Origin of the sequence: Intestinibacter sp., assembly GCF_034113885.1 — a bacterium.
Taxonomy (GTDB): Bacteria; Bacillota; Clostridia; order Peptostreptococcales; family Peptostreptococcaceae; genus Intestinibacter.
In genome coordinates, this window is record NZ_JAXEWM010000103.1 from 1 (window position 1) to 13,985 (window position 13,985).

Annotated in this window: 9 protein-coding genes and 1 pseudogene; all 10 read right to left on the reverse strand. The window is 30.1% G+C overall.

Annotated features, from left to right (window positions below; all coding sequences use genetic code 11):
* Positions 1 to 193: pseudogene (locus tag SPD90_RS06150) on the reverse strand (M23 family metallopeptidase); the annotation flags it as partial.
* A gap of 93 nt (positions 194 to 286) precedes the next feature.
* A complete protein-coding gene (gene spoIID, locus SPD90_RS06155) occupies positions 287 to 1,303 on the reverse strand; it encodes a stage II sporulation protein D (RefSeq protein ID WP_320924645.1) in 1,017 nt (338 codons plus the stop codon).
* 70 nt (positions 1,304 to 1,373) lie between these two features.
* Positions 1,374 to 2,627 (reverse strand): UDP-N-acetylglucosamine 1-carboxyvinyltransferase, encoded by a 1,254-nt coding sequence (gene murA, locus SPD90_RS06160; RefSeq protein ID WP_320624308.1) that lies wholly within the window; start codon positions 2,625 to 2,627, stop codon positions 1,374 to 1,376.
* A 20-nt stretch (positions 2,628 to 2,647) separates the two neighbouring features.
* Positions 2,648 to 3,358: a YwmB family TATA-box binding protein gene (locus SPD90_RS06165; RefSeq protein ID WP_320624307.1), complete on the reverse strand. Its 711-nt coding sequence runs from the start codon at positions 3,356 to 3,358 to the stop codon at positions 2,648 to 2,650.
* A gap of 224 nt (positions 3,359 to 3,582) precedes the next feature.
* Positions 3,583 to 4,728 carry a mannitol-1-phosphate 5-dehydrogenase gene (locus tag SPD90_RS06170; protein WP_320924646.1) on the reverse strand — a complete coding sequence of 382 codons (1,146 nt, stop codon included), beginning with the start codon at positions 4,726 to 4,728 and terminating at the stop codon, positions 3,583 to 3,585.
* Positions 4,729 to 4,765: 37 nt separating this feature from the next.
* Positions 4,766 to 5,188, reverse strand: a complete 423-nt coding sequence (locus SPD90_RS06175; RefSeq protein ID WP_320624305.1) for a PTS sugar transporter subunit IIA — start codon at positions 5,186 to 5,188, stop codon at positions 4,766 to 4,768.
* 23 nt (positions 5,189 to 5,211) lie between these two features.
* On the reverse strand, positions 5,212 to 7,362 hold the full coding sequence (locus tag SPD90_RS06180; RefSeq protein ID WP_320924647.1) for a BglG family transcription antiterminator: 2,151 nt from the start codon (positions 7,360 to 7,362) through the stop codon (positions 5,212 to 5,214).
* 322 nt (positions 7,363 to 7,684) lie between these two features.
* Positions 7,685 to 9,427 (reverse strand): PTS mannitol-specific transporter subunit IIBC, encoded by a 1,743-nt coding sequence (locus tag SPD90_RS06185; RefSeq protein ID WP_320924648.1) that lies wholly within the window; start codon positions 9,425 to 9,427, stop codon positions 7,685 to 7,687.
* Positions 9,428 to 10,007: 580 nt separating this feature from the next.
* Positions 10,008 to 11,837 (reverse strand): glutamine--fructose-6-phosphate transaminase (isomerizing), encoded by a 1,830-nt coding sequence (glmS, locus tag SPD90_RS06190; protein ID WP_320624302.1) that lies wholly within the window; start codon positions 11,835 to 11,837, stop codon positions 10,008 to 10,010.
* A 451-nt stretch (positions 11,838 to 12,288) separates the two neighbouring features.
* Positions 12,289 to 13,635, reverse strand: coding sequence for a phosphoglucosamine mutase (gene glmM, locus SPD90_RS06195; RefSeq protein WP_320924649.1), 1,347 nt, complete (start codon positions 13,633 to 13,635; stop codon positions 12,289 to 12,291).
* Positions 13,636 to 13,985: the final 350 nt, after the last annotated feature.

Genomic DNA, 13,985 nt, shown 5'->3' on the forward strand with positions numbered 1-13,985 from the left:
CTGTCGATGTAGCAACAGTCTTATCATCATCCTTTATTAAGTTTATCTCATCATCTTTGTTGATTACATCTTTATTTGATACTAATTTATTTAAGTTTTTATTTGTAAATAAGATTCCACCAAACGCTATAAGACAAATACATATAAATAAAGATAGATAGAATATATCTTTTTCTAATAATTTCTTTTTCATACTGCACCTCCAAATATATTAATACATTTAGATTATTGACTGCTTTTCAAATTTTATGCCTATGTATGAAAAATTTTTTAAATTTTTATGTATTTAATACATATCCTTTATATCTGTATCTGTATAATAATGAAATAATATTTCATCATATGTATACGACTTATTAGCCATACCTTCAGCACCCCATTGACTCATACCTACTCCATGGCCGTATCCTTTTACCTCAAAAACAACATCGTCTCCTACAAAGGATATATCGAAATTAGATGAGTTTAAATCAAAAATACTTCTAATCTCTCTTCCCGTTAGCTGTTTATTTCCCATTTGGATAAGTTTGACTGATCCTGCAGTAGTTCTCTCTATTATGTTTATTTGTTTTTCTAAATCATCTTTTGATATAGAAATATCGGCGTATTTATTTTTTAATAAGTCTATAAATTCGCTTTTATCAATTGTACTTTCAGTATAGTATTTTGGTGAATTTTCTTCATAAGGACTGCTCACTGATTTTAGATAGGGATATTGTGTCATAAACACTTCTTCACTATTTTCGGTCATACCGCTAGATGTAGAAAAATATAGTGGTAGTATTGCTTTATCATCATAAGTTAATATTTGTCCCTTAGTGTCATCTACAGCTTGTTTTATGATAGGATAAGATTCTCCTATCCATTTATCGCCCTTTTGTTCTTTTAACTCTTCATAAGATGCATATGCCTGACAGTGATTATAGTCAGTACATATATCCGCTCCTTTATGACCTGCCTTTATATTATTTTCGATTTTGTAAATAATATATGTTCTAGCAGCTACCGCCTGTGCCTTCAATGCCTCTTCTGAAAATTCAGAAGACATCTCCATAGACAGCACCCCATATAAAAAAGTCTCTATATCCATACTTTGTACTTTACCTGTTTTGGAATTGTACACACTTATAGTAGGACTTTTAGAATCTACCTTTTCATAAGGAGATTTCTCCAGTTTATCGATTTTTTTAATAGAATCGGATAAATTATCGTTTTGATTTCCATAAAAGAGCACACTAATTAAAACAGGAATTATTATGCAAAAAATTGCGATCCCTGCTAATAGAACCATAGGTTTTTTCATATAATTAATGCCTCCATAGATTTACTATACTCCATAAATATATGAAAAAACCCGATTATTTATTACTTTATTAGTCTTCTACTATTTCTATATTTCCGCCTAACGCTCTAATTTTCTTATCTATGTCAACATACCCTCTTTGAATATGGTATATCTTACCTATTTCTGTTTCTCCTTCAGCTATAAGTCCGCATAGTATAAGTGCTGCTCCTGCTCTTAAGTCAGTTGCGTTAACACTTGCACCGTAAAGTTGGTCTACACCCTTAACTATAGCTGTTCTTCCTTCGATTTTAATGTTTGCACCCATTCTATTGAATTCTGCAACATGCATAAATCTATTTTCGAATACTGTTTCTATTACAACTCCAGTTCCTCTAGCAACTGTAAGCATAGCCATAAATTGTGCTTGAACATCTGTAGGAAATCCTGGATGTGGTAGAGTTTTAACATCTACTGCTTTTATTTTTTCTGGCCCAATTACTCTTATAGCATTGTCCATTTCTATTATTTCGCAGCCTGCTTCTTTTAATTTAGCAGTTACTGGTTTTAAATGTTCAATCAGTACATTTTCTACTGTTATATCTCCCTTTGTCATAGCTGCAGCAACCATGTAAGTTGCAGCTTCTATTCTATCAGGTATAACATCGTGTTCTGTTCCTTGTAATTCTTTTACACCTTTTATTTTTATTGTGTTTGTACCTGCACCTTTAACATTAGCTCCCATTTCATTTAGGAAGTTTGCTAAATCTACTATTTCTGGTTCTTCTGCTGCATTTTCTATTATAGTAGTTCCTTCTGCAAGTACTGCAGCCATCATTATATTTTCAGTTGCTCCAACAGATGGGAAGTCTAAGTATAACTTAGAGCCTACTAATTTATCTGCTTTAGCTTCTACAAACCCATGATCCATTGTTACCTCTGCCCCAAGAGCCTTAAATCCTTTTAGATGTAAGTCTATTGGTCTAGTTCCTATTGAACATCCCCCTGGCATTGATATTTTTGTTTGGTTAAATCTTGCAAGTAATGGTCCCATAACGAAGAAAGATGCTCTCATCTTTCTAACAAGATCGTATGGTGCTTCACAAGTAGTTAAATTACTTGCATCTACTGTTAATGTATTGTCTTTATATTCAACTTCTGCGCCTAAATGTCTTATTAAATCTGATATTACATGTACGTCAGTTAAATCTGGTACTTCATGTAAAACTGACTTACCTTTTACTAATAATGTAGCAGCTATTATTGGTAATACTGCATTTTTTGCTCCATCTATTTTAACACTACCTCTAAGTGGTTCACTTTTTTTCACTATTATTTTAGCCATAAATATGTCTCTCCTCAATTCTAATAATCTATTTTTATTATAGGTGTAGCTATATATATCATTGTTCTATCATCGTCTTCGCTATACCTAATTCCTATATTCAAGTTCATCTCTCTATTTAAATATTTCAAGTTATTTTCATTTAATAATTTACTATATGCATTAACTGATAAAAAGTTTTCTTCCTCTATACTATCAATTTTTTCAGCATACATATTATATAATATTTTTTGTAAAATATCATTAATTTTACCTTTTTGTAATTTTTTTGTATATTCTCCAGCTATACAAATATTAATTTCTACATCGCTAGAGTATTTTTTTAGTTCATTTTCTAATCTTAGATAAATATTCTCTATATTTTTATATACTTTATTATTTAATATGTCAACTATTATATATGATTCTTTTGAACTTTTTTGATGCGCAATGACTGAAATACTGGTATTTTTTTCATTATAATTTACATATACTTCACTTTGGTATACTTTTACGTTCATTTTATTTATATCTACGTTTAAATTTTTTGCTATTTCTACACATATTGCTTCTAATTGATCAATGCTCATATCTTTTTCTATTAATACACTAGATTTCATATTATAAAATTTGAAATCTGAGTTAGACAACTCAAAAGTCTCTATAAATTCATCTATCCAATTTTCTTGACCATAAACTATAATAACACTAAATAAAGCCAAAGCTAAGAAACATATTATAGATTTTTTCATGTTTAATCCCCCTCAAAGTTTACTTTATTTAAGTATCTACAAATTTAAGAGGTTTTAAACATATATATTAATTTGAAACATTTATAAAAATTTATACATATTTTTTAATTTTAAAAAAACTGTCCGTATAATGATATGCTCCCTTTGTAGTATCTACTTTATTCTCGGAGGCAGTTCATAATACGAACAGTTCTATATTAATAATATCTACATTATTTTAAATACTATTTTGCTAAATCATTATATGCTTTTTCTATAGCATTTAATAAGTCTTCATCTTCTATTAATGATATTTTCTTAACAGCTTCTTTAACACCTAAGTCTTTTATTGTTTGTTGTAATTCAACACTTTGTACATCTTCTTCATTATTGTAGTGAAGTGCTGCACCTACACCTATTATTAGGTTATCTACAGATATTCCATAAGATCTTGCTGTCATTAATGGATTTACTAATCTGTCTTTTGCACTTAATTTTCTAAGTGGTTCTCTACCAACTCTCTTTACATCGTCGTTTAAGTATGGATTTTTAAATCTATTTAATATTTTGTCTATATATTTGTAATGAGCTTCTAAATCTAATCCATGTTTTTTAACTAATCCTTGACCACTTTCTTGCATAGCAGCTTTTACTATAGTTGCTATTTCTTCGTCTTTTATAGCTTCATCTATTGTTTTATATCCTTTAAGAGTTCCAAGATAAGCAGTTATAGCATGTCCAGTATTTAATGTGAATAATTTACGTTCAACGTAAGCTATAAGATCTCCAACTAAATTCATACCTTCTATTTGTGGGATTTCACCTTTTATCTTAGCTTCTTCAACATTCCATTCATAGAAGTTTTCTACTGTAACATCTAGAGGATTTTCGTTAGTACATGGTGGTACTATTCTGTCTACTGAACAGTTAGGGAATCCTACATATTCTTCTAAGTATGCTACTTCTTCTTCATTTAAGCATTTTAAAACTTCTTCTTTTAATATAGCTGTAGCTCCTACTGCATTTTCACAAGCTATTATGTTTAAGTAATTTTTATTTCCGTTATTTTTTCTAGTTTGTATACCTTTAGCTATTGTTGGTGCTATTCTTTTTAATATTAGTGGACCAACTGCTGTAGTTATTATTTCAGCTTCTTCTATTTCTTTTATTATATCGTCAGTTATTGATGAAACTGCACTTATATTAGTTATAGTTTTGTCAAAACATTCTACGTCTTTTACAAGTATTTTGTATTGTTTTTCGTTGTTTATTCCATTTAATATAGTTTCATTTACATCTGCGAATACTACATGGTATCCTGCATTAGATAATAATCCTCCTATGAAACCTCTACCTATATTACCTGCTCCAAATTGTATTGCTTTCTTCATGTTATAAATCCCTCCGTAGTCTATAATACTTTTATAATTAATCAGCAAATATATCTAAGAAATCTTGTACATCTGTTGAATCTTTTAATTTTTCTACTAATTCATCATCTAAAGATATTGCTATTTTTGATAATATATCTAGATGTTCATTTCCTTTACCAGCTATTCCTATAACTAAGTAAACTACACTATCTCCGTATTCTACACCATTAGGGAATTGTAATATTACTATTCCTGATTCTTTTATTTCTTTTTTAGCTTCGTTAACACCGTGTGGTATAGCAAATCCTAATCCCATGTTAGTACTCATAGTTTTTTCTCTTTCTAACATTGCATCTACATAACCTTCGTTAACGTATCCTCTTTCAACTAATTTTTTACCAGCTAAAACTATACTTTCATCTCTTGATACTGAATCTAAACCTAATACTATGTTTTCTTTTGCTAATATGTTACTCATTACAAATTCCTCCTATATACCTTTTAATCTATTTTTTGTGATATTACTTTCATTTTATTGATATAAAAATCCAATACTATGGATTTAAAATTCTCTTTGATTTCTTCCTTATTTCCATATTTGATACAATTTATAAAATCATCATTTTCTATCAAATTCTCACTTATCTTACTCAAAAGCTCTCTTTGATAATCTTTAGCTTCTTTTGGTATAAGCATAAGAAGTGCATATCTTGTCTTGTTTTCTTTGTCTATCATAACTTCTTTTGATAATCTGATAGATGCATATCTTATGTTCTTTACTTCTTGTGTCATACAATGAAGTAAGGCTATTTCTATTCCATCTACAAATGGAGTAGAAATATTTATTCTTCTTTTTAGGTCTCTCTGAATTTTTAATGCCGATTTGCTGTCATTTGCAAATATGAAGCTGCTGTAGTTGACGAGCTCTTCTATATCGTCACAGTCTACATCTTCATGTACTTCTAGCAATTTAAAAAATTCAACTAAATTTCCACTCATTGTCATAAAGTCCATTACTTCATTTTTGTCGACTAGATTTTTTTCTTTTTTTTCTTCTAGTCTCTCTGCCCTTATATCATTTTTAAAAACTTTATCTTTTGCTATATTTCTCAAAACATGTCTGATCTTTGTGACATCCTCCAAATTTAAAAGTGGACTTACAACTATATTCTTTATAGATGAATCTAACTCTACTGTAGAAATAATTAAATCTATTCCCTGTTGTCTTAGATATTCGTCGTCTATATTAATAGCTGATATTGTATCTACCATATTTAAATTTGAAAATTTCTTATGTAGTTTTGTTATTAAAAATCTAGAAGTTCCTATACCAGTCGGACAACATGCCATGGCATTTATTTCAACATCGTCCATTAAATTTCTCTCCATAGAAGATCCAAAATGCATAGCCAAGTACGCTATCTCTGATTCTGGAATTTCATCGATATCTAATTTTTCTTTTATTATATATATGATATTAGCTACTCCATCGTAAACATCTTTGTACTCTGTTTTGATTTGTTGTAGAAGTGGATTTCTTATATCCATTCCCATCTTAATCCTACAAAGCGATGGTCCTAGATGAGTTACTAAGTCATTTAACAACCTTGTATCATTTTTAAAATCAAGCTTAAACTCATCTTCTGCTAATTCAATTAATTGCTTTGAAATCTTCATTAACTCTACATCATCTAAAGTAAAATTGTGATCCTTTGTTTCTAACCTCATTTTAGATCCTCTAAGATGCATCGTTATATATCCTATTTCTTCAATAGGCACATTTATGTGGAATTCCTCGCCTATTTGCTCTGCTATTTTTGTAGCCATTTTAAATTGATCTATACACTTAAGCTCATTTAAAACATCTTCCTCCATAGAAATTCTCTCTCCATTTTTCAATCTCTGTACTGCCATGGATATATGAACCACCAATCCAATAAACGAGCTATCTGAGATTTTTAAATTTATCTCTTTAATTACTTCAGATAGAGAGTTTTCTACTTTCTTTATAATCGACTTGTCGATTAAGTTCAAAAGTCTGTTTTCACTGGAAATTTCTATAACACTGCTGTTTTGAATGTTATTTCCTACATTTTTTACCATGTTCATAAGTTCTTGTTCTTCGCAAGAGTTGTATATAAGATTTACTTGAGCAGATCTTATATTTTTTTCTGAACCTTCAATGTAAATTCCTGTTCCTGGCTTTCTTATAAGATTAATAGAAAATTTATCTAACCATGCTTCTATATCTATAAAATCATTATTTAAAGTTCCTTCTGAAATCTTTAATGTTTTGTAGAAATAGTAGGATTTAATTGGTTCCGAAGATGTTAAAAGATTTGATAAGATAAATCTTTTTCTTTCTTCTTTAGTGTAGCTTTTTTCAATTTTTTCTTCTTGTAGAAGCTCTATTATAAACTGCTTACTATCTAATGTCTCATCTAAATAGATCCCTACACCTGGTTTTTTTACAAATTTAAAATCATTTTCATCCAACCAGTTCTCAATACTGGACATATCCCTTAGTACTGTTCTTGTACTGATGTTTAGTTGTTGTGCCACTTCTGAGATAGTTATTGGTTTATTAGAAGGATTCTGTGCCAGCATTAAAATGATTTCTTTCTGCCTTGAGCTAATCTTTTTTCTTTTCATTTTATCTCCCTCTTTAGTGACATTTTAATTTGCTTACCTTTTATACTTTAATTTTAGCAAAATATATTTACCCTATCAATTCATTGATAGTACTCTAATGTCACTAAAGATTATGACATATTTTAGATATATGTAAAGTGTATATTTTAATTTTTAATTCATGACATTTTCATAGCTATAAATTTTTTATATAACATAAATTAATCAAAATTATTGACCTTTACCCTGGGAGAGGGTATATTTTTATGTTAATCAAAAATAAAAATAAGCTGTGGCAGCAAATGCCACAGCTTGGGAACTTATTATGGTCTTTATTTTCTTATTATTTTGCTAATCTATTGTATAAACCTTCTATATTTTCATCTTTTAAGAAGTTTTTGATTTCTATTATTTCCACATTATCGTATTTAGCTTTTGCTCTTTCTGCTAATGATTCATGTGTTACTATTATTTGTGCATCTGCTGGTACGTTATCTACTGGTGCTGCTGCTACTTCTATTCCTAAATCTAAGTCTTTGATTCTTGCTTTGAATCTTGCTGCACCCATTGCACTTGATCCCATTCCTGCATCACATGCGAATATTATTTTTTTGATATCTGATTTAGCTATTTCTTTAGTTTCAGCTGTTGCTGCTACTTCTGCTGAACCACCGTTAGCTAATCTATTGTATAAACCTTCTATATTTTCGTCTTTTAAGAAGTTTTTGATTTCTATTATTTCCACATTATCATATTTAGCTTTTGCTCTTTCTGCTAATGATTCGTGTGTTACTATTATTTGTGCGTCTTCTGGCACATTGTCTACTGGTGCTGCTGCTACTTCTATTCCTAAACCTAGGTCTTTGATTCTTGCTTTGAATCTTGCTGCACCCATTGCACTTGATCCCATTCCTGCATCACATGCGAATATTATTTTTTTGATATCTGCTACTGCTACTTCTTTAGTTTCAGCTGCTACTTCTACTTTTTGATTTTTAGATTTAGCCTTCATATCTTTCATTTGAGCTTGTGCTGCTTCTAAATCTTGTTCTCCGTCTCTAGCTGCTGCTCTTTTTACAAATATTGAAGATATTAAGAATGATACTACTGTTGCAACTACTACACCTGATATTACTGCAAAATATTTACCTTTTGCTGTCATTGCTAATATTGCTATTATACTACCTGGAGATGCTGCTGCTACTAATCCAGCTCCTAATACTGAGAATGTTAATACACCGCAAGCTCCACCAGCCATTACTGCTAATATTAATGCTGGGTTCATTAATATGTATGGGAAGTATATTTCATGTATACCACCTAAGAAGTGGATTATTACTGCACCTGGAGCAGATTCTTTACTTGCACCTTTTCCAAATAAGCAATATGCTAATAATACTCCAAGTCCTGGTCCTGGGTTAGCTTCTAATAAGAACATTATTGAAGATCCAAGTTCTTTAGCTTGTTCTATACCTAAAGGTGATAATATACCATGGTTTATTGCGTTATTTAAGAATAATACTTTTGCTGGTTCTATGAATAATGAAGTTAAGAATATTAAGTTCTTGCTAACTAAGAATTCAACACCTGCTTGTAATACTGATGTTACTGCTATTACAACTGGTCCTATTGCATAGAATCCGATGATTGCTAATATTAATCCTAATATACCAACTGAGAAGTTGTTTACTAACATTTCAAATCCTGATGGTATTTTTCCATCTACTAATTCATCGAATTTTTTGATTACCCATCCACCAAGTGGACCCATTATCATACCACCGATTAACATTGTTGTATCTCCTGCACCAACTACTATACCTACTGTAGCTATTGCACCGATTACTGAACCTCTGTCACCTGCTATCATTTTACCACCAGTGTAACCTATTAATACTGGTAAAACATATTTTAGCATTGGCGTTACCATTTCTGCTAATCTAGCATTTGGAAGCCATCCAGCTTCTATAAATAATGCTGTTATAAATCCCCATGCGATAAATGCTCCTATGTTTGGCATAACCATACCACTTAGGGCTCTACCTAATTTTTGTACTTGAGTTTTGATTCCTGCTGCTTCACTCATTGATAATTCCTCCTTAGATTTTTTCCTAGTTTTAAATTTTTTTGTTGTGTACTATTCAGTTTTTATTATTGCCTTTGATTTTGATTTCGCTCTTTTTCTTGAGCTTTTTATTACTGCTGTTCCTTATGATTTAATATTACAATTTTTAAGCTTAATTTTCAATCTTAAGAAATCCTATTCCTGTCGCTGTAAATAGTGACATTTTCAGATTATTCAATTTCCATTTAATCTTAAACAAGGATTGAATATGTCATGAATATAAAATTAAAAAATAAATTATGTTACTAATTGCAAATACAACCATATAACAAAAGTTTAAAGATTTAAATTCAAAACAAAAGGGTGTAATTCTAACCGAACTAGAATTACACCCTTTTTACGTATTTATAATATTGGGGGAATATTATGAGGAATACATTTATATTATTGTCAGCATAAAAAATTCTATACATTATTTTTTAAAAAATTTTTAATTTTTTCATTAAAAAAAGAGATTCCCGAAATAAATCTAAAATTCATTTCAGAAACCTCCTTGGTTTTAAGTTTTATATATTATTAAATTGACTAAAATTCTTTCAAACTATTCAACTGTAACTGATTTAGCTAAGTTTCTTGGTTTATCTATATCGCATCCTCTGTCTTTAGCAACATAGTAAGCTAATAATTGAAGTGGTATTACACTTAATATACCAGCTAATATATTGTCAACTTTAGGGATGTATATAACTGCATCAGAAGATTTTTCTACTTCAGAATTTCCTTGTTCTGTTACAGATATAACATAAGCACCTCTAGCTTTTACTTCTTGCATGTTAGATAACATTTTTTCGAATAAGTTTTGTTGAGTTGCTAAAACTACTACTGGAACTCCTTCTTCTATTAAAGCTATAGTACCATGTTTTAATTCACCAGCTGCAAATGCTTCAGCATGAGTATAAGATATTTCTTTTATTTTTAAAGCACCTTCCATTGCAGTTGAGTAGTCAAGACCTCTACCTAGATAGAATACGTCTTTTTTGTCTACTAATTGTTTTGCTATTTCTTTTACTTGATCTTCGCATTTTAAAACTTCTGCAACTTGATCTGGTATTAATTTTAATTCTTCTATATAGTTCATATATTCTTCTTTAGTTATAGTGCCTTTTTTGTAAGCAAAGTCTAAAGCTATCATTATGAAGGCTACTATTTGAGTAGTGTAAGCTTTTGTAGAAGCAACTGCTATTTCTGGACCAGCCCAAGTATATAATGTGTAGTCTGATTCTCTAGCTATTGAAGAACCAACAACGTTAGCTATTGATAAAACTGTAGCTCCTTTTGCTTTAGCTTCTCTTAAAACAGAAAGTGTATCAGCAGTTTCACCAGATTGACTAGCTAATATAACTAGTGTATTTTCATCTATAAATGGATCGCTGTATCTGAATTCTGAAGCTATATCAGTTACTACAGGAACCTTTAAGAATCTTTGTACTGCATGTGCTCCAACAAGTCCTGCATTATAAGCAGTACCACAAGCTACTATATAGATTTTATTTATTTTGTCTAATTGCTCTTTAGTTATATCTATATCGTCTAATTTGATTTCACCATTTTCGTCTAATCTTCTCATTAGAGTATTTTTAGTACCTTCTGGTTGTTCGTATATTTCTTTTATCATGAAATGGTCGTATCCGCCTTTAGATGCTGCTTCAACGTCCCAAGTTATTTCGTTTACTTTTTTGTCTACTACTTCTCTGTTTTCATTTAAAACTTCAACCTTATCTGCTGTTATGTGAACATATTCACCATTTTCTAAGTAGTAAACCTTTCTTGTGTATTTTAATACTGCAGGTATATCAGATGCTATGAAGTTTTCTCCATCGCCTAATCCAACTATTAATGGACTGTCTTTTCTAACTGCTACTAATTCTTTGTCGTTATCAGTGCATATAACACCTAATGCATAAGCTCCTCTAAATCTAGCTGTAGCTTTGTAAACTGCATCTAAAAGATCACCTTGGTAATATTTGCTTATCATATGAGCTGCTACTTCTGTATCTGTTTGAGATACGAAGTTATATCCTTCAGCTTGTAATTCAGCTCTTAATTCTAAGTAGTTTTCTATTATACCATTGTGAACTACTGCTATAGTTTTGTCTTCATTAAAATGAGGATGCGCATTTTCGTCTGATGGCACACCATGAGTAGCCCATCTTGTATGACCTATACCTAAATGTCCTTCTATTGGAGATTTTTGTAAATCTTCAGCAAGTACAGCTAATCTACCTTGGAATTTTCTAATTTTTAATTGATCTTTTCCATTGTTTACTGCTACACCTGCAGAGTCATATCCTCTGTACTCTAATTTTGATAGTCCATCGACTAAAACATCTGTTGCTTGTCTGTTACCTAAGTATCCTACTATTCCACACATAATTTGTGTCCTCCTAAAAAATATTAATTTATATATTTTTAAGATTCTGGTCAATCCACATGGGTTTCTTTTTGTTTAATGAGATTACTCTCATACTTTGTAGAAATCCTTCGATGGTGGCACACCGCAGAGCATCCGCCGACATTTCGATTAACTCTGACCTCGTCAACTTAATTAAAAAATTAAGTTCTGGCGCTTAAGTAAATCCTAGTTTTATTCTAGTATTTACAATTAACTTAAGATATATTCCTATGCTGTCATAAACATAATATTTTTCAGACTTGATATCAATTATTCAGTTGTCAATATAAACATTGGGAATAAAACTGCAATAAAACCGCAGTTTTACACCCTATTTTTATCAATTATTAAAATTTATGCAAATATTATTTAATGACTAGCATATTTACCTATTTAATCTAAAATATATTTTCTATTTTTAATAGTTTTCTTAAGCTAATTTTTCTTTAATAAGATCTGCTAACCCTTGAGCTAACTCTCTTATTTGACCTTCATCTTTACCCTCTAACATAACTCTTACTAATGGTTGTGTTCCAGATGGTCTTATTAAGACTCTACCTGTACCATCCATAAGCTTTTCAAGTCTTTCTATCTCAGCTCTTACATCTTCATTTTCCATGTATTTATTTTTTACTTCATTTTTAACTTCCACGTTTATTAAAACTTGTGGGTATGTTGTCATTAGAGCTGATAACTCTGATAAAGTTTTACCTTCTTCTTTTACAATTTTAGAAACGATTAATGAACTTAATGTTCCGTCTCCAGTAGTATTATAATCTAGGAAAATCATATGTCCTGATTGTTCTCCTCCTAAATTATATCCATGTTTTTTCATTTCTTCTATTACATATCTATCTCCAACATCTGTAACAGCTAATTTTATACCATATTCCTTAGCTGCTACGTGAAGTCCCATATTACTCATTGTAGTTACTACTAATGTATTGTCAGCTAGTTTATTTTTATTTTTAAGATAAACAGCCCCTAAAACCATTATATGATCTCCATCTACAATTGCGCCTGTTTCATCTACTGCAATTAATCTGTCAGCATCTCCATCGTATGCAAGACCTAAATCAGCTTTATTTTCTACAACGGCTTTTTGAAGTCCTTCTGGATGAGTTGAACCACATTTGTCGTTTATATTTTTACCATTAGGAGTAGTATTTATATCTATTACTTCAGCTCCTAATTCTTTGAAAACTGCTGGTGCAACTTTATAAGATGCTCCATTTGCGCAGTCTAACACTACTTTTAATCCAGTTAAATCTGCATTTACTATAGATTTTAAATAATCTACATAGTCATTTGTTGCTGTATGCTTGTGAATTTTTACACCAACTTTTTCACCTATAGGATTATAATCTATTTCTTCTATATTATCAATATATTTTTCTATTTTTAATTCTATTTCATCATCTAGTTTAAATCCATCTTTGTTAAAGAATTTGATACCATTGTCTTCCATAGGGTTGTGTGATGCAGATATTACAACACCGCAATCAGCTCCATATTTTCTAGTTAAATATGCAACTCCTGGTGTAGGTATTACTCCAACTGTTATTACATCACATCCAACAGACATTAAACCAGCTATTAAAGCTGCTTCTAGCATGTCTCCTGATTGTCTTGTATCCTTACCTACGACTACTTTTACTTTATATTCTGTATTAGTTAGAACATATCCTCCTGCTCTACCTAATTTATATGCTAAATCACAAGTAAGCTCTTTATTAGCTATTCCTCTTACTCCATCAGTTCCAAAATATTTTCTCATAAAAAGTCTCCTTCCAAAATGAAAACCTTAATAGTTATTATATCAATAAAATTTAAAAATCTTTCTTACAAATTATTAATATTTATTCTCATATTTAATAAAATTTATATTCTTATATAATAGACATTTCAAGCGATTTTGTTCAAAATCGTAAAATTGTCATAGAATTATTTTAATACTTATAAAGAAAAAAGACAATAGATAACTTACCTATTGTCTTTTATTTGTTACTTTTTATATTTAATTATCTATTAATATATTTGTTTTTTGACTTTAAATCTTATTTAGATGTAACATAGCTTGGGTCAATAGATATGCTCTTAACCTCTGCATCCCTGTAAACAATTGGA